This window comes from Wolbachia endosymbiont of Drosophila simulans wHa (assembly GCF_000376605.1).
Taxonomy (GTDB): Bacteria; Pseudomonadota; Alphaproteobacteria; order Rickettsiales; family Anaplasmataceae; genus Wolbachia; species Wolbachia pipientis.
In genome coordinates, this window is the sequence record NC_021089.1 from 144,039 (window position 1) to 168,579 (window position 24,541).

Consider the following 24,541-nt stretch of genomic DNA (forward strand, 5'->3'; position numbering starts at 1 on the left):
CGTATCCGTTCAGCCAATGGCGTCAACTTAAGAACTTTCATTAGCAAACTCTCCTAAAGACATGATGGCGTTTAGGCTTATCTACTTTATTGCGGCTGTCCCGGTCGGATTTTAACTTTAGCGCGTATACTTAAAAAGGGCTTGAAAGTTTTTTGGCGCAATAAGTACCTGATAGAGTTTCTGCCTCATTACACCAAATAAAACTGAAAAATTTAAACGATACTCAGTAATTTGATCTGGGTTCCAAGGCCCTTGTGCATCACACATATGAAGCGATAATATATTGCACATGACCAAGTTTGCCCAAAATTCTTGTAATACAGCCTCTCCAGAAAAATTCTCTAACTCTGCTCCTACTTTGAGTCGTTTATAGCACTCCTCTATGTGCCACCTTAACACATAAGCTTTGCTCCAAAGTCTCGGTCAAAAACTCTGTTTCTCAGTTGGCTAATGTCAGCACTATAACTCTTACTTTCTGTCCTTTCATTTTATTTTTTAGCTTTTCATTTTCTAATATAAAATCAAAATCTAATTCGCCAGCGTTCCCATAGCTTACTATAATTTCTTTTTTGCAAGCGAAAAATAAAATCTACTTCCAAATCATAATGCTGCTGAATGAATTTTACTGAAGACGATCATAGATAAATAATAATTTCTCTTGATTTAATAAACGCATTTGAGTGATAACTTCGGGTAATTGCTCTGCCGCCAACGTTTGTTCACCTATATTCCAAGCTGCAAGACGAGCACTACAAATTAGCGAAGTACACAAATCAACAAACAAATTGCCAATGGTGCCTGTTGTTCCATTTGGTTCAAACTCGGATACAATTTCCCCAGAGCTGGGTAATCTCATACCAGAACCATCTGCTGCAATAAGTCTATAGCCTCTCCAACTCAGGTTCATCCTGATAGGCTGTTTGGATGCTTAAATTCTTGAAAGCCTGTATGGCAAATCTTATACCTTGCTTTAGAAAAAGCTTGCTTTGAGGGTACATGTCAATGGCTCCATAAGTTCACATTCTATTCCCAAACTTTTTTTAACTAACTTTAAAATCATAGAAAATACTGTCGAAAAAGGAAGTTTTCTTGTTCGTGTAAAACTCAACACAATGGATTTTCTGAAAAGTTTTCGAGTATATTATATTTTTAATTTGTAGAATAAGGTTTTTTCCTTTTTGCATATTTCACCTAAAAAGGACACATTTTAGACTTCTTTGTTGAAATAAAACAGAAACAAAAGTGCTGTCCCTTGCACTCTTTGGATAATTTAATGATAAAAAATTTGGAGAGAAATTTTATACACTATCGCTGATATTTTTCCTTAAGTTGACGCCATTGTGTGAACGGTTACGGTTTCCCGTCTTCACCATGCTATATAGAAAAAAGTCTGGATTCCAATTTGCATGACAATATGGAGTATCTGCTTCTTTCATCCCAGTGGGATCTTTTATTCCATTTTATCAACAGTTTGTTTTGCAGTATCAAACAATTTTAATCCTATAATCCCGAATGTAACTAAAATAAAGCATATTACTTCGAATAAATTAACTGGTTCATCAAATAGGTAAACTCCAAGTATCGAAGCTCCTATAGCGCCCACTCCAGTCCAAATTGCATAGCATACTCCGATAGGTATAGAACGTGTAGCGAGCGAAAGTAAATATGTACTAAGAGCCATGGAGAGTATGCTAATTATTGATGGTACGAGATGAGTAAATCCATAACTATGCTTAAGTGTTATGACCCAGAACACTTCAATTAGTGACGATAAGAGTAAATATATCCAATTCATGCATAAATTTTTAGGTTTAAATAGAGAGCTTCAGCCCTATGCTTCCTATTACAATTAAAACGATACATAAAACTTGAGATAAATTAATATTCTCTGTGAAAGTGGTTGCACCAATTATATTTATTCCAATTGTGCATATTCCAGAGGAAACTGCATAGCATACCCTAATAGGTAGAAAGCATGCTGCAAGAGATAAAAAGTAAATGCTAATGATCATAATTACCAATGTTGCAATCGAAGGCACAACTTTAGTAAAACTGTTACTAAACTTTAGCGTTACAGCCCACAGTATCTCTAGGATACTAGACAGCAACAAATACAACCAGCACATTTTCGTAACATTTCAATCTTGTATTGTAACAGAAATTGTTAGTTAAAACTACACTAAAGTGCAATAGATCTCTCTTTCGGAATTGCTTTAATATCAAACTTAAAACAACATCCTAAAAAACTTTTCTACGAAATTCAATTCCTGCACGTCATTTGCTGCATAAAGTGGTGTAGTTTGTTGCTCAATACCTGGTATTTCTACAAAAACTTTGCCCACTTCTTGACCTTTTTGAATGGGTGCAGGTATCATATCTTTATATTCAATACGCACCTTAATTTGGTCATGCAATTTGCGGTTGTAAGTTATGGTAACATCGTTTGCAACTGTAATAGGCACTTTTCTATCTTTTCCATAGAGAATATTTACTTCCTCAACTACGCTGTCTTTAACGAATATTTTCTTAGTGTTAAAATGATTTAAGGAGTATTGTATCAATCTTTTTGCTTCTTCTATTCGCTCTTTCTCAGTGTTTAAACCATTTACGACAGCAAAAATTCTCCTATCATTTCGTTTTGCAGATGCTACAATGCCGTAACCACCAGCATTTGTATAACCGGTTTTTAAGCCATCAACCCCAATATCGTGAAAAAGTAGAAGATTTTTATTCTTTTGTACAATTTCATTATATGTCAAATATTGTTCGGAAAATAAATCATAATATTCAGGAAAATCGGTGAAAATCCTTTTTGCCAGCATTACCAAGTCTTTTGCGTTCATAAAATGATCTTCATCTGGCCACCCGCTTGAGTTGACAAAATGACTGTCATTCAGATTCAAATTTTGTGCAACTTCATTCATTTCAGCCACAAAATTCTCTTCTGATCCTGCAATGCCCTCGGCTAGTGTTATGCAGGCATCATTGCCTGAGACTATTGTAATTCCTTCAAGTAATTCCCTCACCGTAACGGATTGACCTTCTTTCAAAAACATGGAAGAGCCTCTCCTTTCCCACGCTTTTCTACTTACTCGAAATTTATCCTCCATGTGTATTATTCCAGCTTTTAGATAATCGAAGGCTATATATAAAGTCATTAGCTTGCTCATTGAAGATGGGGCCATTTTTTCATCAGAATTATGGTCAAAAATGAATGAGTCTGAAGCTAAATCTAAGACTACTGCTTGCTTTGCTTTGGTTCTAAACTGGTATGAGTATGAAGAAAAAGGAAGTATAAAAACTAATAGCAAAATTACCAATCTGCTTAACATATCTATAATTTTAAATTTATAGTGTACTAATTAATAGTATAATTTTACAGGGGCATTTCAATAGATCTCTTGCATAAAAATTCCTTGACAAACCTCGCCAGCCCCCTTATCATGAAACTGAAGCTATTTATTTATCTTCTCTGTACAGATTAAATGACAAAAAAACTCACGTATCTGGCGTCTCATGTTTAATTTTTTGCACTATGTGCACCTTATGTCTTTATAAAATTCTAGGTTTTTACCTAATATAAGCTAAAATGCGCTTATAAAGCATTTAAAACATAAAAAAACGCCAACTTAAAAAATGGATAGTGAATAACTAGCTACCCTAGGGTTTCTTTTGCCTTTTTTTCTGTTTAGTAAATTTCTTAATGTTTATAATTTAGATTAGTTGCGGCTTAAAAGCAACTGAATCGCGGTTATTAAACGTTTAGAATAAAAAAACGCCATACTTGAAAGTATAATGTAAGTAATTAGCCAACCACGGGGCTTCTTTTGCCTTTTTTTCATTTGGTAAATTTCTTAATATTTATGGCTAAACGACAATCGTCATCCCGCTGCTTGTTAGCGGGATCTCTTGTTAGCGGCTGAGATACCGCGAATGAATCGCGGTATGACGGTTCGTGACGGTATGACGGTTCGCGGTGACATGACGATAACCTCGTCATCCCGCTACGTGTTAGCGGGATCTATGTTAAGGTATGGCGGTTAAATAAGGGATCTATGTTAAGAGATACCGCGAATGAATCGCGGTATGACGGTTCGCGGCGGGATTCCAGTGTCTGGGTACTGGGATGACAGGAAAAGGGGCTACTTGGATGACAGCAGATCACCTCTTCACAAAAATTTTATCAGTAATACGCATATCAATAATACTCCAATCGCTGAAAGTAAAATCAGTTGTATTGTGTAAGTGGTTTAAATAGTCCCATGCACTATAAGGGTTATCTTCAGGCAGTTTTACTGTGGAATCGTTATCAAGTATGATATTCCATCTTCTATTCCCTATATAAGCAAAAGAAGAAATGTGGTCTCTTAATTGAGTTTTACTCTCCAACACATCTCTAACAAATTCTAGGTTTGATAACGAGTTTTGTCCTTTAATTACAACAAGATCATCTACTAGATAGTCATCTACGATCACTTTACCTTCAAAATCAATTACCGAGGTTTTGTTATTATCTTTCCAGAGAGCAAACGGTTTATGCTCATCTATATTAATGTGTAGAGTATTGGGCAAAATTCTGTGAACTCTTACGTGTTTTATCCACCTGCTTACGGATTGTATGTTACCGGCAAGTTTTGAAAGTGATATATACAGGATAGGTTGCGTTCTATCTGTCAAACTTAGAATATCCTTTTTGTTTGTAAATTTATTGCCGCTCACGACTACTTCGTCGATTGAAAATCCACTACTGAGTAATAAACTAGATAGGCAGTCATTATACCAAGTAAAGTAGTAATTAAATCGATTTATTATTTTATCAAGTGAGCTGTAAAGTATTAGCGTAAGAAAAAGTGCTGTGATAATAACCAAGGCACACTTACGCAAAAAACTCCTTTGGCTTCTAGTAATACTGCTCAACATGACTTAAATCCCTAATATTTTTGTGCTGCAAACTATCTTCAATAATAATTTTAACTAATTCATTAAAATTGATTCCTTTTGCCAATTTTGCAATTTCTGGCACTAACGATAACTCAGTAAACCCAGGATGTGTATTAATCTCAAGCATTTTTAAAGTGTTATTTTTGGGATTATAACGGAAATCTGAGCGGGAAATAGTTTTGCATCCTAAAAATTGATGAACTTTCAGTGCGTGTTCCAAGGTCATTTTATATATATTGTTAGGAATTTCAGCGGGAAATATATGTTCTGCAAATCCATCTGTATACTTTGCTTCATAATCATAGAATTTATTTTTTGGTCGTACTTCTATAGTGCCAATTGCTTCATCCAGCAATACAGCAGTATGTAACTCTATGCCCGGTATGTATTCTTCTACGATCATCTTTTCCATTATAGTAGAACTATTATCTTTCAGTTCTAAGTAATCCTCGTGCGAGAAAATTATGTACACTCCAATACTTGAACCTTCATTAATTGGTTTTAAGACGTACGGATAATCGATTTTAATATTATTTTTTAGTAGATCTTCTCGGCTAATTACATAACCTTTTGGAGTGTCGATACTAAGGGACCGAAATATATGCTTTGACATCACTTTATTCATAGCAACAGCAGAAGCCATAACTCCTGAGTGTGTATATTTTATACCTAAAATCTCCAATAAACCTTGAATGCAGCCATCTTCACCATAAGGTCCATGCAGAGCGATAAAAGCAAGGCCCGAATTAATTTTTCTAAGCTTTTCAGCAATGTTACTGTCAACATCTATTTCTATTGCATTATATGAAAGGCTATCGAGCGCCTTCTTTACTGCTTTTCCGCTCATAAGCGATATTTCTCTCTCACAAGAAAACCCACCACTTAAAATTGCTATAGTTGGAACCATAAGCATTCTATGTTTTACTATATAGCATATATAATGGTTACATTAAGCTTATTAAATACCTACTTTGGCTAACTATAAGACCTTCTTACTTTCCTTTAAGCACTTTTTTTATCCACTTCAAATAGCGTGCTCGGCAACGGTACTGGCGTGTTTGCTGCACCTTTATACTGTTCACAGACAAGCTTTTCTAAATCCTCAGCAGATTGTTCTTTTGCTTCTTCTTTTTTCACTACTCCACTAGTTACTAAATCAATTAAGGCTGTAGTGTGTATTATCATTCGATTATTTAGCTCAAATATCTTTTTTGTATCAAGTGAGGGGTTTCTAATTAAGGCAGATAGTGCATGCATATATTTGTCTATATCAGAAAGACTTTTGCTTGTATCATAGTTGCTAACTAATATATATTCCTTCAAACGCTCAATTTCTTCTGGAGTAAACTTGTAAACTTCATCAAGTTTCCTTATTAAAGATATAGTAAGTATTCTACTTAGAACTCTTAATTCTCTAATAAATTGTACTCCTTCTCCTTCAGGATAAGACATTTCTTCCTTTTTATATTTCTTGAATAATTCTTGATCATAAGACTTCTTAAAATCTGACATTATTGCCAATGCTAACTCTTTTGAACCTAACTTATAAGCTTCGTTGAAGCTGCTTGCGTTGGCATCTTGTGCACCGCCTGCAGTAATTCCACAACTCCAAGAAATCTTTTTAAACAAGCTATAATACTCTTTTATCATCTCTTCCAGCAATATTTTAATATCATCTTCGGTTAACTTTACTGTTGATAATAGATCACATGTTTTTTCAAGATTACCGTTCGCTTGAAAAAGTAACCCTTCAATCTTTTTAATGGTTTCTCTTTTATTTATACTCATAACTTACCCCCAAGATTTAATGCTAACAGCTAGTTTTATAATCAAATATTTCAAAAGTCAATAAGCCTTTTTCCTTAATCCTTAAATTAATCGATACTAATTTATCAGCATAACAACTTAGATAACGCAACTATTTTCAGCAACCAAAAACAATAACCCTGAAATACAAAAAGTTTCTTTTCCTTCAGCAGTATTATTCTAAATTTTCCTCAAAATAAGTTGTTTTATCCTTTTTTTCCTTATACTCTTCTGCTGTATAGAGAGGTTGCTTCTTAGCTGTGATATTTGGCCATTTTTGTGAGTATTCTACGTTTATGTTGTAAAATGATTTGAAGATTTTTTGTTCACTGTTCGGTAACTCTTCATCTAGTTCTAAAATATCTTTTATGGAATCATCAGTTACAATTGCATCTACTGGACACTCAGGTATGCACACTCCGCAATCAATACATTCATCTGGGTTAATCACGAGCATGTTTTTACCTTCATAGAAGCAGTCAACGGGACATACTTCCACACAGTCCGTATATTTACATTTTATGCATTTATCTGTAACAAAATGCGTCATAAAACACTGTATATTTGCATTATCTTGGGTACACTAAATTGATAAGAAATTCAAGCCTTTTATGAAGATAAATAAATTGAACAACAAAGAATTAGAAGTATGGTTAAGCTTGGCTAGAACTATAGGACCAACAAAGTTTTTTAGTATACTAAGAACACATGGATCGCTAGATGAGGTGCTAAAATATCTCAATAGGGTGGCTAATAATAAGGTGTATGGCATTCAAGATGCACGAGAAGAAATCAATAATGCAGAAAGAATTGGAGCTAAAATTATACCCGCATGTGACCCAGATTACCCTGATCTTTTAAGAAATATCTCTAGTTGTCCTCCTGTAATAACTGCGCTTGGTGATATATCATTATTAAGCCGTGAGATAATTGCAATAATCGGTGGGCGTAACTCTTCAATGAATGGAAGAAATTTTGCCAATAAGTTGGCACTTGATTTAAGCGAAGCTGGTTTTGTTATCGTTTCTGGACTTGCAAAAGGAATCGATACTGCAGCAAACAGTGTAATATACAAAAATCATCCCACTATTGCTGTTACAGCAAGCGGAATTGATGTGGTGTATCCAAAAGAGAATTTTGATCTATACAAAAAAATCACTGGGAACGGTGGGTTAGTAATTACTGAGCTTCCATTTGCTACTAAACCAAAGCCTCAGTATTTTCCTCAGAGGAATCGAATTATATCTGGCCTATCGCTAGGTGTTGCAGTGATTGAAGCATCGAAACGTTCTGGCTCTCTAATAACAGCAGATTTTGCTTTAAATCAAGGGAGAGAGGTGTTTGCAGTTTCTGGTTTCCCTTTAGATTCACGCTGTAGTGGTAGTAATTATTTAATTAAAAACGGTGCTAAGCTTATCGAATCCGCTGATGACATAATAGAGAGTATTAGGTTTAGTCTACCTCCGCAGCAAAAAAAACTATTTGATGTTGAGCACTATGCTGTTAACCAAAAACAAGAAAAATTACAACAGGCAAAATCTGTTATAGTTGATCATATTAACTCTGTACCTGTTGATATAGATGAACTTATATTAGCAAGCGGACTTTCTACCAACATAGCTCTAATGGCTCTTTTGGAACTAGAGTTGGAAAACAGAATAGAGCGTTCCCCGGGGAATAAAATATCGTTAATTTTCTAGATTACTTTAGCTATAGCTAGGTCGTTTTACTAGATGTTCGTACAGATATAGCTAAAGTGGCTTAGGTTTACCTACAATTTGAAAAACAACAAATTCGTCATCCCGCTACGTGTTAGCGGGATCTAGAGATACCGCGAATGAATCGCGGTATGACGTAGGGAAACCTTTCTTGGGTTAGCTATATATGCTTGACACTGAAATGATGTCATTTGTTATAGGATTCTTAGTTGCTGATTTTAGAATTGATAAGAGAAAACTTTTTTTCAACTTGTTGTATAATTTTATAAAAGTGATCGAAATCTAAGCTTGCACTGCCAATTAAAACTCCTGATAAATTTGAGATACTGAGCAAATTTTCTATATTTTCTGAACTGACTGAACCACCATATATAATGTGTTTTTTACTAGTACACAATTTTATTACCTCTATCACCTTAGCAATTGCATCATTATTTGGCACATGACCTGTGCCTATTGCCCATATTGGCTCATATGCTACGGTATATTCACCGTGTGTTGGCAAGCGGTTTTTACATTGATATTCTATTACTTCTTTTGTTTTTTCATTCTTATAATCTTCTGAATTTTCACCTACACAGATAATTGGGTGTAAGCCTGATTCTATTGCTATTTCCGACTTAAGTTTTATTTCACTATCTTTTTCATTAGCCCTTTCAGAATGCCCAAGTATTACGTAAGTACACCCTAGTTCTTTTAACATTTCTGCACTAATTTCACCTGTGTAAGAACCGAACTTTTTATGATGGCAATTCTGTGCTCCTATATTAATATTATTGTTCAACTCTATACTGCTTGGAAATGATGTAAAAGGAGGGCAAATCACTAGCTTAGAGGTAATTTCGTTGCTCTTGTTGTTAAGTTTGCCTATAAAGTCAACAAATGAAGAACGCATTCCATTCATTTTCCAATTTGCTACTATTAAAAAGGACATCAACTTTACTTATATGAGTGAGAGTGCCGGCTGTCGGACTTGAACTGACAACCTACTGATTACAAGTCAGTTGCTCTACCAATTGAGCTAAGCCGGCGTTAAACACATTAATAATATACAATTATCAATGAATTTTAGTCAACTAATTTTTAAAATACTGTATAATGAAAATAATATGAAAAAATTTTTACTGAAGCCAAAAAAGAGTCTAGGGCAAAATTTTATTTTATCGAGTGAGATAACAAAAAAAATAGTCGCTTTAGCTGGTAGTCTGGAGAATTTTAATGTCATTGAAATTGGTCCTGGATATGGTGCATTAACAAGAGAAATATTGGTGCATAATCCAAAGTCTCTACTTTCTATAGAAAAAGATAGAGATTTAGTAAAACACCATGATCAACTGCTAAATGAGCATCAAGGAAAGTATAAAATTATAGAAGCAGATGCACTGCACGTTATAGAAGAAGAGCTGATAGAACGTCCAGTTAAAGTTATTGCTAACTTGCCTTACAATATCTCGGTAGTGTTATTTTTAAAGTGGTTAAATAATATAAAATTTTTTACGAACTTGACATTAATGTTTCAAAAAGAGGTAGCAGATCGCATTACGGCAAGACCCAATTCTAAAGATTATGGTTCCTTATCAGTGCTAAGCCAGTTACTATGTGATATAAAAAAGGAATTTGATATTGAACCTAAAGAGTTTTTTCCAAGACCAAAAATACATTCTTCAGTAATTACAGTAAATCCTTTGCCTATCCCAAAATTTGCAGTAAATTTGGAAACCTTAACAAGATTAACACGTGCTGTTTTTTCTCAAAGAAGAAAGATGCTGAGAAATAGCTTGCAAAATATAACGAACCACGCTGAAACTGTCCTTGAAAACGCTAAATTGAGCGGAAACCAGCGTCCAGAAAACTTAACTATTGAGCAGTTTTGTTTGCTGGCAAATAATGTAGAATGCTTATTTTGCAATAAAATGTATTAGCAACTATATAGCTTTTCTATCTCCTAAAAACAGTTAGAGCTATACAATTAAAGGCTCCTAGCTAATTTTGCCTATTGCAATTTAATTAATTGGCGTATAAGCTTTAAATAAAGCCTATGAAAAAAATGGAAGCTTGTTATTCGTTTGACGATATACTTCTTTTGCCAGCCTATTCTAATATATTGCCTTGCGATGCAGATACAAAAACTTATTTAACAAATAGTATAGAACTAAATATCCCTCTCATATCCTCTGCAATGGATACTGTTACTGAATCGGGCTTTGCAATAGCTATTGCCCAACATGGAGGGATAGGTTGCATACATAAGAATTTATCAATAGATGAACAAGTTTTAGAAGTAAGAAGGGTGAAAAAATATGAAAGTTGGATCGTGTATAACCCAATTACGATTTCACCGGATAAAACAGTTGCGGAAGCAATTTCATTAATGAGAGAGCACAATTATTCTGGCATTCCTGTAGTCGATCAACGCAAGTTAGTTGGAATTTTAACTAACCGAGATGTGAGATTTATTGAAGACCAGAACATGAATGTAAAAGTTTCCGAAGTGATGACAAAAGATAAGTTAGTGACAGTGCGGGAGCAGGGAGTGAATAGTGCCTCAGCAATGAAATTGTTGCATGAAAATAGAATAGAAAAGCTTTTGGTCGTAGATGAAAATTCTTGTTGTATAGGTTTAATTACGGTTAAAGACATTGAAAAATACAATAGATACCCAAATTCATGTAAAGACAGTAAAGGGCGTCTCAGAGTTGCCGCTGCAATTGGCACTGGTAAAAAAGATGGTATAGACAGATGTGAAGCTTTGATCGGAGAAGAAGTTGATGTAGTTGTTGTGGATACTGCTCACGGTCATTCCGAAAACGTTATCAATACCATTAGGGAAATAAAAAAGATGTATCCTAATACGCAATTAATTGGCGGAAACATTGCAACAAAGGAGGCTGCTGAAGCGTTGATTGATGCGGGTGTTGATGCAGTGAAGGTTGGAATAGGACCAGGATCAATCTGTACAACCAGAATAGTTACAGGTGTTGGTGTGCCACAATTCTCTGCAATCAAGAATGTTGCAGAGGCGTGTAGAGCAAGAAACGTCAGACTAATTGCTGATGGTGGGGTAAAATACTCAGGAGATGTTGCAAAAGCTATTGCAGCTGGTGCTGACTCTGTGATGATTGGTTCGATTTTTGCTGGCACTGACGAAAGCTCAGGTGAGATTATTATGTATAAGGGCAGAGCATATAAAGGCTATCGAGGAATGGGATCTATTAGTGCAATGAAACGAGGTTCAGCTAGCCGTTATTTTCAAGATAAAGATTCAAAACTCAAATTAGTTCCACAAGGAGTGGAAGGAAGAGTTCCATTCAAAGGTCCAGCTTCAGGAGTAATCCATCAATTGATTGGCGGATTGCAAGCTGCAATGGGGTATACTGGTAATAGGAATATAGAAGAGATGAAAAAAAATTGTAAATTTGTTACTATTACTGCATCAGGATTAAGAGAGAGTCACGCTCATGATATAGTCATTACACAAGAAGCTCCAAATTATGCTTATCAAACGTCCAATTTGTCAACCGATTCGGAGTAGTCCAGAAAAAGTAGAGAGAAAGTTAAGACGTTTTTGGAGTAAAATAAAACGTTTTTTCAAAATATGACAAATAGAAGAGAATATACAGCAGAATTCAAATTAGAAGCTGTTAAGCTGGTTAAAGAAACAGGTCAAGCAAGTACAAAAATAGCAAAAGATCTAGGTATAGATGGCAGTATGTTAAGTAAGAAAATATGATGGAAAAATGTCTGGAGCATACGCATTTCCAGGCAAAGGCTCCTTATGACAAAGAAAGATTTGATCTAAAAAAAGAGCTAATAAGAGAAAGAGACATCTTAAAAAAAGCCCTGGGCAAAGAAAAAGAGTAAAGTATTCTTTTATATAGAAATTGCTATAAAACACAGGAACTATGTAGGGTTTTGTACTGGTGGTATTGGTTGCTAAGGAAAAAAGCAGTAAAGAATTAGCAAAAGAAGGGCTTCTAGCAGATATTCAAAAAATACATCAAGCATTCTAAATGCAGATATGGAGCCCCTAAAATTCACGCTGAATTAAAAGCTTTAGGCAAAAATTAAAACAGTACAAAGTGTTATGCAAGAAAATGGCATTAAAACCAAGCTTAGACGAAGGTTCAAAAATAAAAAACAGCAAATAAGCAACCGAGTTGTGGCTCCGAACACATTGGATCAAAATTTTACTACTGATCAGCCAAATAAAGTTTGGGATTACCTACATAAAAACTAAAGAAGGTTGTTGGCGGCAATAATTGACCTATATTCACGCATGGTGGTTAATGAGTAACATGATAATTAGTTATAGATTCTTTATTGATGGCCGTTGATAAACGCAAACCCGATAAAAATCTGCTGTTACATAGCGATCAAGGGTCACAGTATACCTCTCAAAATTACCAATTTCTATTGAATACAAAAAACATCATTTCCAGCATGAGCCATAAGGGCTGTTGTTACGATAACTCTGTTGCAGAAAAGTTCACTTAAAAGGGAGCTGCTTATTGATACTTCTCGCTCAACAAACCAGAACTGCCATATTTGAATACATAGAAATCTTTTATAACAAATAACGTAGACATTCTACTATTAACTATTGCATTCCTGCACAATTTATTCTCATGATAAAAACGTCTTAACTTTCTCTCTACTTTTTCTGGGTAAGGTCAAATAGAGAATTTTACAAAAATCTATTTTTAACTTACAATCAATTATTACAATTTTAAACATACAACTTATGTATAACAGACTTATAGTCAAATCTTTTTCAGTATTATGCATCTGTTTATTTGCTTTATACATAACACTGCCAAATTTCTTTGATAATAAGCTTTTTATTTCGAAAAAAAGAATAAACTTAGGCCTTGACCTGAAAGGAGGGGCATCTTTGCTTTTAAACATAGACTTAGACTTCTATTTTAAGGAAAAGCTAAGCATGCTAGCTAACGAAATAAAAGAGACATTGCTAACAAAAAATATTGAATCTAACGTACAAAATAGCGTTATAACTTTAAATAATATTGATGATTATAAAAAAGCATCTGTGTTGATTAATGCGATAAATCCAAATTTAGAGCTAAATAGAAAAGATTCTTCGATTCTCATTTCGTATAAACCCCATTATAAAAATTCTTTGATCAGTGAAGTAGCTGCAGAATCAATAAACAATGTCCAGCGCCGTTTGGACAAACTTGGCACAAAGGAAGTCAGCGTTCAAAAACAAGGGCAGAATAAAATATTAGTGCAGGTGCCTGGAGTAGAAGATACCAAGCAGATAAAATCTCTGCTTGGCAAAACTGCTAAGCTAGCTTTTCATTTGGCAAACACTAACATAGCCAAGGTGCAGGATATAGACCATGAAACCACTGTCATGCTCAAGGATTCTTTAGGTAATTCTTATCCAATATTCCGCAAAACTGAAATAGGTGGTGATTCGCTGGTTAACGCATCAGTTAGATTTGGTCACTTAGGTAAACCAACAGTGCATTTTAAATTTGACAGCATAGCGAGTAAAAGATTCGCAAAAATCACTAAAGAAAATGTGGGAAAACCTTTTGCAATTGTTCTGGATAACACAGTCTTAACAGTACCTACAATACGTGAGCCAATTTTAAATGGAGAGGGAGAAATTAGCGGTAATTTTACTGAAAAACAAGCAAGCGAACTTGCAATACTTTTAAAATCTGGAGCACTGCCAGCACCACTTAAAATAATTGAAGAAAAAAACATTGGCCCAAGTCTTGGAGAAGAATCAATAAAGGCAGGGGAAATGGCAGCAACAATCTCTATTATAGCCGTGGCTTTATTTATAATCATCACTTACGGTAAATTAGGTGTATTGGCCTCTGTTGCGCTTTTTTCTAATGTAATTCTTATATTATCAATTCTCACTCTGCTTGAAGCAACTCTAACTTTACCTGGAATTGCCGGTATTGCACTCACTGTCGGTATGGCGGTGGATGCAAATGTTTTAATATTTGAGCGAATTCGTGAGGAAATAAAATCTGGCAAGAGAGTGGAACGTGCTATTGAAGAAGGGTTTAAAAACGCTATAAAGACAATACTGGATTCAAATATCACTACATTAATTGCTGCAGGAATAATGTTCATTATTGGCAGTGGAGCAATTAGAGGCTTTTCTGTCACTTTATCAATAGGAATTTTATGTTCGATGTTTTCTGCAATCACAGTCACAAAACTCCTGATAGAGTTGTGTATGAACCCGAAGGAACTAGTGCTTTGTTAGTCAACTACCTTCATTCCCACAACGTTATATCCTGAATCAACGTGCAAAATTTCTCCAGTAGTGCCACTACTTAAATCGCTTAATAAGTATAGCGCTGCCTTGCCAACATCCTCTATTGTAACATTGCGTCTGAGCGGAGAATTATTTCTATTCCATTCTGATATGAAGTGAAAATCGCTTATTCCAGAAGATGCTAAAGTTCTGATTGGACCAGCGGAAATTGCATTTACTCTGATATTTTGTGGCCCGAGATCACATGCTATATATTTTACACTTGCTTCAAGTGCTGCTTTACATAAACCCATAACGTTATAATTTGGCATAACTTTTTCAGCGCCATAATAAGATAAAGTAAGCAAACTACCACCACCTGACATCATTTTTTCAGCTCTTTGTGCTAAAGCAGTGAAAGAATAGCACGATATATGCATTGCATTGAGGAAGTTATTCAGTGAAGTATTGACATATTTACCATCTAACTCATTTTTATCGGAGAATGCTATTGCATGCACCAAAAAGTCAAGAGTACCCCATTTTTTCTCTATTATTTCAAAAGCGTTATCTACGATTTTTTCATTTGAAACGTCACAGTGTAATATTAGCTCCACATTTAATTCATCTGCTATTGGTAATAATTTTTCTTTTATTATTTCGTTCTGGTAGGTGATTGCAAGTTCTGCCCCGTGCTCTGAGAGAGCTTTTGCTATACCGCATGCTATCGATCTCTTATTTATTATTCCGGTTATTAATCCCTTTTTGCCTTGTAATAGACTTGTCGTCATAGAACTATCTGTTTTTTTATAATTTGGAATATTAACTAGGTAAAGTCAAGATATCACTATGTTTTAAAATATTTTTTGCAGTAACTTGAAGTCTATAAACAGTAATCTTGATTCTTCTACAACAAAGCCATCCCGTATGACATTTTGTCTATACCTAATTAAGCATATCAATAAGTAAGTAAATCTTAATATAATCTTATTATACTTATAAATACGCTGTATAGAATGAAAGTATGGATGATTTCATAACTGCAAGAAGAAAAGATGATGCTGTGGTATCTGTTTGTCAGGATAATAAGAAAAAAAACGTGTTAATTTTAGGGCTCAATCAAGCCGCAAGGAATTTGTTAAAATACGAGGAAGGGAATTTACTTAATAAGCCGTTAATCAATATTTTAAGTGCAAGAGCAGCTGACGACATGAAGAATTATTTAGAGTATACCGAAAATGGGCACGATTTACTTGATATATTACCTAAAGTGATAGATTTTTCCTTAACTGATGCTAAAGGAGAAGATATCAGGACAAAAGTAAAAGTTTTCCGCACTGCACAATTTGCCAGTAATAAAATAAATTATGAGCTGTTAATACGTGATATCAGTTTGTCCCATAAATTAGGAATCTTTAGAGATGAATATCTAATGGGTAAGAAATATAAAAACCATGACTTATTCGATATACCGGGCAATGAGTCCACTATTTTAGAGTTATACCTTATATTGAATTTCGCCTTTCAACATCAAATTAATGCAGCTATAGGAATAATTGGCTTAAATAGTAGCTGTAGCGAGACAAATGATGCACTGAAAGTTGTCATAGAACATTTTTATAAAAATTGCCGTAGTGATGATTTTCTAGGGTATATTGATGAGAATAAAGTGCTTTTTGTTTTGATTAACTGCGATGTAAAAAGTACATCTAAAATAATTAATCGTATACATTCTGCCATTAATAAGCAGTTATTAATGCAAAAATTACCAAGTGTATCAATAATTTATGGGAATATAGCTCAAAAACAGGCAGCAAAATCTACCAGCGGTGCCTTCTGAAAAGTTGTTTTTTATTTATATTGAGTTTAAACTTAAATTTTTATAAAGATTTAAGGTTATTTATGAAGTTAAAGTACTACCTGGTAGCACTGCTTTCATCATTGTTTTTGCAGAATAGTGCTAGCTCTAAAACAATTTTGGATAAGGAAATATTTTATGCAGAACTAGACGGAAAAATAGATTTGAGATTCGGCTACGCCTTCAACAGAGATTCTTTCAATGCTAAGCCTAAGGATAAAACTTCAAGTTATTCATACTTGCGCTTTCTTTATTTACAGCAAGTTTATCCAAATACTCAAATGGGGGTTAATGTTAAGGCAGGGGTTTCTGGTATTGCAAACCTAAAAGCGTTAGACATAGAAAAGTTAGACATGGAGGAATGGTATTTTATCATAAAAAACCAGGAACTTGGATCAATTGAATATGGTAAAAGAAGTTTAGTTGGTCAGAGCATGTTAATTAACACTTCAAAAATTTATGCAGCTGCTGGAGGAGTAAATGGTCATTGGACAAACTATGCAAATTTGCGCGGTGATCATAAAAAAGATGGTGACCATGGATATGATCAAGACAAGGTGTTCTGGGTCAAGCCCAATATTTATAGCGATTATAATGAACTCGAACTAGGGTTAAAACAATCATCAATTAACTACATCTCCCCTGAAATCTATAACTTTCAACTCGGATTCAGTTATGTTCCAGGAAAAAATAACTTACAGTACAGCAATTTAATTGCTGCTGGCCTTTCCTATAAAAACAGCTTGTCAGATGATATAGGTTTTACTACTGCCTTAACTGGTGAATTTGCAAGAGAAAATTTAACTGATTGCTCAGATGGGACTTCTAAAAATTATGAATGCCACAATCAATTACTACACTGGAATTTTGGTTTGAAGCTAAAATTGTTCGATCTTGATTGCATTTTTTCGTATGGTAATGGTGGTAAATCTGGTGAGAAGCGTAATCCTGAAACAAATAATACGTATTATATGAATGCAGGTATCGCTTACCGTTCTGATTCTTACAAATCGAGCTTAACATATTTTAGTAGTGGTAGGGATATTGCAGGCGAAGGTACAAACGAGTTAACATCATATGCTTTAAGTCTTGAAAATTCTCTTTTTTTAGGTACTTCATACTATTTCGATATTGTAAAGTTTAGTACAAAAGAGCCTAAAATAGAAAATAACAACTCTGGTTATGTGTTCTTTGCTGGACTGAAATTAAGTTTTTAATATTGCCTCCTTCCAACACTCTTTTCTGTCATCCAAGGTAACCGTTCACAGATTTCCACTTAATTTTTCAATCTCACTCATGGAGAGGCCAGTAAACTGACCTTACCCAGAAAAAGTGGAGAGAAAGAAAAGAGTTTTTTTGGGTAAAATAAAATTTTGGAGGATTAGAAATGGTAAGAGAATATACAGCAGAATTCAAATTGGAAGCTGTTAAACTGGCAAATGAACAAAGAAAGGTAGGTCAACCAGTTGCAAAAGTAGCAAGAGATCTAGGAATAAGGGATAGTGTATTAGGAAAATGGATGAAGAAATATAACGAAAAAAAGTCAGCGGCAAATGCATTTCCAGATGTAGCACCTTATGACAAAGAGAGGTTTGATTTACAAAGCAAGAGTAACAAGGGAAAGAGACATTTAAAAAAAAGCCCTGGCCAGTCAAAAAGAGTAAAATATTTTTTTATATAGTAACTGCTATAAAGTACAGGAATTATGTAGGATTTTCTGCTAGTGGCTACTATAAGTGGACCACAAGAAAAATAAGCAGTAGAGAATCAGCAAATAAAGAGCTACTCGAAGCTATTCAAAAAATATATCAAGTTTCTAAATGTAGATATGGAACTCCTAAAATTCATGCTGAATTGAAGGCTTTGGGTAAAAGTTGCAATTTGAAAACGGTGCAAAGTATTATGCAGAAAAATGACATCAGGGCTATACTGAAAAGAAAGTTTAAAATTAAAAAACAACAAACAGATAATAGAGCTGTAGCTCCCAATATACTAGATCAAAACTTTATTGTTGATCAACCAAATAAAGTATGGGATTACTTACATCAAAACCAAGGAGGGATGGCTATATTTGGCAGCAATAATTCTCACGTATGGTAGTTAATGAGTAGTGCAATAAATAAACAATTGGTTATGAACTCTTTATTAATGGCCATTAATAGGCGTAAACCTGTTAAAAATCTACTGCTGCACAGTGACCAAGGTTCACAATATACTGCGCAAGGGTATCAATATCTCTTAGCTGTAAAGAATATAGATGAGTAATAAAGGCTGTTGTTACGACAATTCTGTTGCAGAAAGCTTCTTTAGCTCATTGAAAAGAGAAATACTTATTGATACTTCACAACACTCTGCTCAACAAACTAGAACTGCAATATTTGAATACATAGAAATTTTTTATAACAAACAACGTCACTATTAACTATTGCATTCCAGAACAATTTGATGCATCATTCTTTTTGTAAAAAACATTCCAAACTTTCTCTCCACTTTTTCTGGGTAAGGTCACTGACTCAATACCCAGTCAATATCCTTTCCACCAGTTCTTTTACTGCCGGTACGTAGCCATTCTCATAAAATGGATCTTGCTTAAATTTGTACACATTGTGCCCGGAAAACATGAGTTCGTTCTCAATATCACCATCGTGTATAACGTTTTGCAGTGTTTTTTGTATGCAAAAACTACGCGGATCTGGCTTTCGTCCTGTTGAATGGTCACCATGATCTTTCCAATTGCTAAACAAACAATGGCTCAAACATCCCATACAATTGATTTGATCTTCTCTTATTTGTTTAAATTTATCTGGCGTCACAAAAATAACAGTTGAATCTGGGGTTTTCATTGCTTCTGTGTACCCTGCTTTAGTCCATGTATTTGCCAGTTCTTTGTCTTTTGCAGTAAGGTAGATCTTTCTACCTCTGCTACCCATTGCAAATTCATTATTAAATTCTTCGCTAGCATTTTCTGAAAACTTTATTTGACGTGAATTCCGTTCCTGCAACTCACGTATGAAGTTATTTTTTACTGCAGATGAGTAAAACCCTGTTGGACTGAATTTATTTAAAAATACATCACCTTCTTCTAAAGTGAGTAGCTTCTTTTTCCACTCTGCAGAAATTGGGCTTTCTTTCGTCAAAAGTGGACGAGTGCCAAACTGAAAAGCTATTGGTCCAATTTGCAGATTGTTAAACCAATGTTCCCAATCTTTCAAATGCCACACTCCTCCTGCCATAACAATTGGTGTTTCTGAAAGACCGATCTCGTTCATGAAAGATCTAAGCTCTGCAACTCTTTCAAATGGAGCCTGTGGTAGCTCTGGATCTTCACTGTTACTGAGTCCATTGTGCCCTCCAGCAAGCCATGGATCTTCATACACTACTCCACCAAGCAAATAGGAAGATATTCTTTGGTAAGCACGCTTCCATAATGCTTTAAAAGCACGCACCGATGAGATAATAGGGTAATAATAAACCTGATATTTAGCTGCAATTTCTCCAAGCCTATAAGGCATACCAGCACCGCAGGTAATACCATGAATCAAACCTTTCGCTCCTTCTAATATGCCATGAAGCACGCGTTCTGCTGCTCCCATCTCCCAAAGTACATTCATGTGTATTCTTCCATGACCTTTTGATATTTCATTTGCTATTCTTGCCTGACTAATTCCAGCTTCAATACTATACTCAATCAATTCACTATGCTTTTCATTTCTTGTTTTGCCTTTATAAATTAGTGGCACTAACTTGCCATTATCATCAATAAGCTTAGCATTTGCACCAGAAAATGTACCCACAGCATCTGCTGCAGCAAATGCTCCGCTTGATCTTCCATCACTAACTGCAATGCCTTTGCCGCCCTCGATGATTGGCCACACTTCCTTTCCTGAAATTACTATCTTTTTTATCTTATTTTTCAAAACTTCCTCGCAATCTTTCACTCTATTTTACTTAATTACTAAAAAAATGATAGCTGTTTATTTTTTCTTGTATCATTAAAGCTTCTATAGCTACTCATGCTGTTGTAGTTTGAGAGCAGTTCCCATCGGAAGGGTGTCATTCCAGTGCTTGACACTGGAATGGCTTTGTTGCATCGCTAGCTATGATGGATTAAAGATAAAAAAGATAGGGAATATCAGTAGCTTATTATTCTGGTATTTATAACAAGAACGGTCAATGAATACCTAAATTTGAGTAAAAGAAATTTCACTACCATTTACCAATCCGGCTAAAATTCAAGAATTTCAATGCTTTAGCTATTTTCAATAGAATTAAATTTATTAATATAAATAACAAATTACTATTCTTAAATTTGATCAGATTGATTGCAAAAAAACAAGATTTTCAATAGGTTGCTTATAATCCTAACTATAGTTAGCCTTTCATAAGTAGCGATGCAACAAAGCCCACTGGAATCCAGTTTTTGATCAAAAATGTTGCTATAGTGCACAATCAATTTTCCTGGATCCCAGTGTCTGGGCACTGGGATGACACCATAGGGGGCTACTTGGATGACAGGGGAGGGAGGCTGCTGGGATCCTGACAACCGTCATCCCGCTGCTTGTTAGCGGGATCTAGAGATACCGCGGCGGTATGACGTAGAGCTACGTGTTTAGGTTTAATGAATCCACTATATCTTTTACTTGAGAAAAAACATACTCTTTGCTTACACTGGTATCGATAATAAAGTCACTCATCTTCCTTTTCTCCTCAATAGATAACTGAACATCGGAGATTAGATTAAGCTTTTCTTTATCTATGTTGCGTTCGTTAAGTCTTTGAGCTTGCACAACGCTATCTGCATGAACAAAAACAATAAGGTCGCAATATAAATAAAATTTTGTTTCTAATAGAAGTGGCACATCTAAAACTAAAAGTTTTCTATCGATCTTTTTTTCCTTGGCAATAAAAAATTCTAATTCACGCAGCACAGCAGAGTGAACCAAAGATTGAAATTGTTTCCAATTTTCATCGTAGGCTAAGAAATATTTAGACAGTACTGTTCTATCTATTTCACCATTTACTACCACTCCAGGAAAATTTTTCTCTGCATAACTTATTATGCTTTTATCCACTTTATAAAGTTGGTGTACAACAGAATCAGCATCAAATACAACAGCACCAAACTCTTGAAAGCAATTAGCTACAAAGCTCTTTCCTACCCCAATTCCGCCTGTTAGACTTATAATCATATAACAAAATACATTCGACTTCTTTTGAAACTATAGCTAAGGTTTCTCTATATATATTAACTAGATTTTCTAGATCCCAGTGTCAAGCACATAACTATACGAACATTGCAATTTGTAGGTGGTGTCATCCCAGTCTGGGATCTAGCTTTTTGGTAATTTTATCGAAAATGTTTGCTCGTTTACAATCAATTTTCCTGGATCGAAGTAGTCAAGGCACTGGGATGACACCCTACTTAACCGTCATACCGCCGCGGTATCTCTTAGCCACTAACACGTAGCGGGATGACGATTGTCGATAAATCTAAGTTACTTTAGCAACAGTTATTCTCCACTAAATTACTCTGAATTTTGGTTATATTATTTGCGGATTTCACTGCTGAAATCTCAAATTTTGAGCTTGTGTTCAAAAATGATTCAACTGACCTGCCAAAAAAATCATATCTCCATCCCTTGAATAATTTATCTGTCTGTCTAGATATTGACCCGGTTAACTCATCTTTTGAAGAAACTAATTTCCTTGATATGTTACTTTCTTTACATTTACTATCTAAAATAATTGAGAGTATATCAAGTACAGATTTATCATAATTACTCGATAAGGTGTTGTTTTGCTGCATCCAATTTCTCTCATTTTCATTAAAAATATTCACAAACTCTAGTAAATCCGCATCTTTTATATTTTCTGTATTCCTCTTGAGATCATCTAAAATCTCATCAACATGCTCTACATTTTTTTCAATAAAATCAGCTATTACAGCATTATTGATTATTTTATTACGGTTCATATTATAGCGCTGTGCTAAGGTTTCTTGCCACTCACTAACTGCTTTAACAGTTAGTATCAATCTTGGATTTACTTCATAATTAAATTTAATCCTCTTCCATGCATCTTTTGGGCTATGTAAATACTTATTTATATCAACTATTGATTCCATCTCTTCTTGAAACCAACCCATCCTATTATTTTCTTCAAGTTTATTGCACAATATTTGGTATAGGTCATATAGGTGTACCACGTCGTTTACTGCATAATCTAACTGATCTTCGGACAACGGACGCCTTAACCAATCTGAATTTTTAGCTTTAATTTTATCCAGTGCTATTCCTTGATATTGCTCCACTACTTTTGAGTAACCAATAAAGTCATGATAATAATGACAAAACATAGCAGCAACTTGGGTATCAAAAATGGGAGTGGGAATACATTTAAATACAGTGAGTAAGGATTCTATATCCTGCCGGCAGCTATGAAACACTTTGGTTATCCCCTGATTTAGCATTATTTTCTTAATGAATGATAAATCAATTTCTGGCACTAATGCGTCTACAATAAAACTCTTCTCTCCGTAAGAAATTTGAATTAACGATAATTTTGGGTAGTAGATTAAATTATTTCTAATGAACTCCGTGTCAACTGCTATAAATTTTGGCTTTTTTGCTATCAACCCCTCACATATGTCCTCCAGCTCCGACGTTGTATTAATTAACATATGTTTTTTATTCAGTGGTTCTACTTTACTACTTATATTAAATTTTGCAATTAGAGTCACTACGAAATTAGTAATGGAGCTTGCTAGTTACTTATAATATTATAAAGTGTTTGTTATGTAGTGGTGAAGTGTTATGGTAGATTTTATAGACCTTTTTCAAGGAAGTAAAGATTTTACGATGTGCATGCACAACGGTTCAGGGGATGCAATATATAATCGATGTATATCTGCTGTAAGAATGGACCCGCCATGTATGCATGGTGAATCTATTCAAGGTTTGTTTGAAAGTTCGTTTGAACAAGGTGTTGTGACTGTTAGAGTGAACTTAGACTTAGAAACTTTAAATGTAGTGGTATATAAATCTCCTCCAACTTCTGATAAGCTTGACGCATTTTCACTAGCATATCAAATAGACAGATATCACATAGATGAGAATACTATAGTTTTTGATGAGAAAGTAAATACAATAAAATTTGATATATCAAATCCTTTAAAACATAAATTTATTACATTTGAGATTTTTAAAAGATAAATTATAATTCTGGTTCATTTATAAAAGGCTAGACTTAACGTGCCAGGCAGGAATTAACTGAAAGAAAAATTGAAGTAGCAAGAATTGATCTAGTTTGATATTACTAATATAGTAAATCTCTGGATATATAATAAGAACTAGATTCCAGCGTCACGCGCTGGAATGACAGGGCTATAGGTATCATCCAAGTAGCCTCTTTCTTGTCATCCCAGTGTCCTGACACTGGTTTCCATCCAAAAGGGTGTCATTCCAGTCTGGAATCCAGATTGGACACTGAATTGGTGAGTGTAAAATTCTACGTCATACCGCCGCGGCGCTAACAAGAGATCCCGCTAACAAGCAGCGGGATGACGGTTGTCAGGCTAGCTGTCATCCGAGTAGCCTCCTTTTTTTGTCATCCCAGTGCCCAGACACTGGGATGACACCCTACTAGCGGAAGTTACTCTCAAATGTTTGTTCATGTTAGCCACAAACATTAAGAAATTTACCAAATGAAAAAAAAGGCAAAAGAAGCCCTGGGGTTATTATCCGCTTTAAAATATTGGCGTTTTTTATGTTTTAAACGCTTGACAAGCGAGATTCAGCCGCTTTTAATTGCAACTAACTTACGCTGCAAATGTTTAAGAAATTTACCAAGCAGAAAAAAGACAAAGAATCCCCGAGTTAGCTAGTCTTTTACTATCTCTGTCGAGTATTGGCATTTTTTGATGTCTTGTAACGCTTTATAAGCGCGTTCAGCTTATTTAGATAAAAATCTAGATGTAGA

General features: G+C 34.7%; 19 protein-coding genes, 1 tRNA gene and 3 pseudogenes. 9 read left to right on the top strand and 14 right to left on the bottom strand.

Annotated elements, in window-relative coordinates:
* Nucleotides 1–40: 40 nt before the first annotated feature.
* The 8 genes and pseudogenes from WHA_RS06170 to WHA_RS00745 all read right to left on the bottom strand — a co-directional run bounded on the left by WHA_RS06170 (nucleotide 41) and on the right by WHA_RS00745 (nucleotide 7,297).
* Nucleotides 41–1,184: pseudogene (locus tag WHA_RS06170) on the bottom strand (transposase).
* Between the two features lie 266 nt (nucleotides 1,185–1,450).
* Nucleotides 1,451–1,795 carry a DMT family transporter gene (locus WHA_RS00715; RefSeq protein WP_006279756.1) on the bottom strand — a complete coding sequence of 115 codons (345 nt, stop codon included), beginning with the start codon at nucleotides 1,793–1,795 and terminating at the stop codon, nucleotides 1,451–1,453.
* Between the two features lie 16 nt (nucleotides 1,796–1,811).
* Nucleotides 1,812–2,126 carry a DMT family transporter gene (locus WHA_RS00720; protein ID WP_015588841.1) on the bottom strand — a complete coding sequence of 105 codons (315 nt, stop codon included), beginning with the start codon at nucleotides 2,124–2,126 and terminating at the stop codon, nucleotides 1,812–1,814.
* A 99-nt stretch (nucleotides 2,127–2,225) separates the two neighbouring features.
* A complete protein-coding gene (locus WHA_RS00725; RefSeq protein ID WP_015588842.1) occupies nucleotides 2,226–3,332 on the bottom strand; it encodes a D-alanyl-D-alanine carboxypeptidase family protein in 1,107 nt (368 codons plus the stop codon).
* A gap of 829 nt (nucleotides 3,333–4,161) precedes the next feature.
* Complete coding sequence (locus tag WHA_RS00730; RefSeq protein WP_015588843.1) at nucleotides 4,162–4,920, bottom strand: cell division protein FtsQ/DivIB; 759 nt, start codon at nucleotides 4,918–4,920, stop codon at nucleotides 4,162–4,164.
* A complete protein-coding gene (locus WHA_RS00735) occupies nucleotides 4,901–5,854 on the bottom strand; it encodes a D-alanine--D-alanine ligase (protein ID WP_041573499.1) in 954 nt (317 codons plus the stop codon). Before WHA_RS00735 ends, WHA_RS00730 begins: the two co-directional genes overlap by 20 nt.
* An 89-nt stretch (nucleotides 5,855–5,943) precedes the next feature.
* A complete protein-coding gene (locus tag WHA_RS00740) occupies nucleotides 5,944–6,729 on the bottom strand; it encodes a hypothetical protein (protein WP_015588845.1) in 786 nt (261 codons plus the stop codon).
* Between the two features lie 193 nt (nucleotides 6,730–6,922).
* Nucleotides 6,923–7,297 (bottom strand): ferredoxin family protein, encoded by a 375-nt coding sequence (locus WHA_RS00745; RefSeq protein ID WP_015588846.1) that lies wholly within the window; start codon nucleotides 7,295–7,297, stop codon nucleotides 6,923–6,925.
* 61 nt (nucleotides 7,298–7,358) lie between these two features.
* Here WHA_RS00745 and dprA point away from each other — a divergent pair, with 61 nt between their 5' ends.
* Nucleotides 7,359–8,447, top strand: a complete 1,089-nt coding sequence (gene dprA, locus WHA_RS00750) for a DNA-processing protein DprA (protein ID WP_015588847.1) — start codon at nucleotides 7,359–7,361, stop codon at nucleotides 8,445–8,447.
* Between the two features lie 223 nt (nucleotides 8,448–8,670).
* Here dprA and WHA_RS00755 read toward each other — a convergent pair whose 3' ends face one another.
* Both WHA_RS00755 and WHA_RS00760 read right to left on the bottom strand, forming a co-directional pair.
* Nucleotides 8,671–9,399: a triosephosphate isomerase gene (locus WHA_RS00755; protein ID WP_015588848.1), complete on the bottom strand. Its 729-nt coding sequence runs from the start codon at nucleotides 9,397–9,399 to the stop codon at nucleotides 8,671–8,673.
* A 24-nt stretch (nucleotides 9,400–9,423) separates the two neighbouring features.
* Nucleotides 9,424–9,496 (bottom strand) — tRNA-Thr (locus WHA_RS00760).
* A 78-nt stretch (nucleotides 9,497–9,574) separates the two neighbouring features.
* On the opposite strand from WHA_RS00760, the gene rsmA reads away from it, so the two are divergent.
* From rsmA to secD, 4 genes and pseudogenes are all read left to right on the top strand, one after another.
* A complete protein-coding gene (gene rsmA, locus WHA_RS00765; RefSeq protein WP_015588849.1) occupies nucleotides 9,575–10,387 on the top strand; it encodes a 16S rRNA (adenine(1518)-N(6)/adenine(1519)-N(6))-dimethyltransferase RsmA in 813 nt (270 codons plus the stop codon).
* 116 nt (nucleotides 10,388–10,503) lie between these two features.
* A complete protein-coding gene (gene guaB / locus WHA_RS00770) occupies nucleotides 10,504–11,997 on the top strand; it encodes an IMP dehydrogenase (protein ID WP_015588850.1) in 1,494 nt (497 codons plus the stop codon).
* Nucleotides 11,998–12,060: 63 nt separating this feature from the next.
* Nucleotides 12,061–13,042 (top strand): annotated as a pseudogene (locus tag WHA_RS07440) (IS3 family transposase).
* Between the two features lie 164 nt (nucleotides 13,043–13,206).
* The gene (gene secD, locus WHA_RS00780; RefSeq protein WP_015588851.1) at nucleotides 13,207–14,715 is read left to right on the top strand and encodes a protein translocase subunit SecD; all 1,509 of its coding nucleotides are present in this window, start codon (nucleotides 13,207–13,209) and stop codon (nucleotides 14,713–14,715) included.
* On the opposite strand, the gene WHA_RS00785 is transcribed toward secD, so the two are convergent.
* A complete protein-coding gene (locus tag WHA_RS00785) occupies nucleotides 14,712–15,497 on the bottom strand; it encodes an enoyl-ACP reductase FabI (protein WP_015588852.1) in 786 nt (261 codons plus the stop codon). The two genes, secD and WHA_RS00785, sit on opposite strands and share 4 nt — an antisense overlap.
* A gap of 233 nt (nucleotides 15,498–15,730) precedes the next feature.
* Here WHA_RS00785 and WHA_RS00790 point away from each other — a divergent pair, with 233 nt between their 5' ends.
* The 3 genes and pseudogenes from WHA_RS00790 to WHA_RS07445 all read left to right on the top strand — a co-directional run bounded on the left by WHA_RS00790 (nucleotide 15,731) and on the right by WHA_RS07445 (nucleotide 19,029).
* Complete coding sequence (locus tag WHA_RS00790; RefSeq protein ID WP_015588853.1) at nucleotides 15,731–16,546, top strand: hypothetical protein; 816 nt, start codon at nucleotides 15,731–15,733, stop codon at nucleotides 16,544–16,546.
* Nucleotides 16,547–16,608: 62 nt separating this feature from the next.
* A complete protein-coding gene (locus WHA_RS00795; RefSeq protein ID WP_015588854.1) occupies nucleotides 16,609–17,781 on the top strand; it encodes a porin in 1,173 nt (390 codons plus the stop codon).
* 170 nt (nucleotides 17,782–17,951) lie between these two features.
* Nucleotides 17,952–19,029 (top strand): annotated as a pseudogene (locus tag WHA_RS07445) (IS3 family transposase).
* A 48-nt stretch (nucleotides 19,030–19,077) separates the two neighbouring features.
* On the opposite strand, the gene WHA_RS00810 reads toward WHA_RS07445, so the two are convergent.
* The 3 genes from WHA_RS00810 to WHA_RS00820 form a co-directional block, all read right to left on the bottom strand.
* Nucleotides 19,078–20,481 (bottom strand): NAD(P)H-dependent flavin oxidoreductase, encoded by a 1,404-nt coding sequence (locus tag WHA_RS00810; protein WP_015588855.1) that lies wholly within the window; start codon nucleotides 20,479–20,481, stop codon nucleotides 19,078–19,080.
* 684 nt (nucleotides 20,482–21,165) lie between these two features.
* Nucleotides 21,166–21,753 carry a dephospho-CoA kinase gene (gene coaE, locus WHA_RS00815; RefSeq protein WP_006280338.1) on the bottom strand — a complete coding sequence of 196 codons (588 nt, stop codon included), beginning with the start codon at nucleotides 21,751–21,753 and terminating at the stop codon, nucleotides 21,166–21,168.
* Between the two features lie 311 nt (nucleotides 21,754–22,064).
* Complete coding sequence (locus WHA_RS00820; protein ID WP_015588856.1) at nucleotides 22,065–23,243, bottom strand: ribonuclease D; 1,179 nt, start codon at nucleotides 23,241–23,243, stop codon at nucleotides 22,065–22,067.
* A 133-nt stretch (nucleotides 23,244–23,376) separates the two neighbouring features.
* Here WHA_RS00820 and WHA_RS00825 point away from each other — a divergent pair, with 133 nt between their 5' ends.
* Entirely contained in the window at nucleotides 23,377–23,775 is a 399-nt protein-coding gene (locus tag WHA_RS00825; RefSeq protein WP_007548550.1) for a hypothetical protein, read from the top strand.
* The last annotated feature ends 766 nt before the right edge of the window (nucleotides 23,776–24,541 follow it).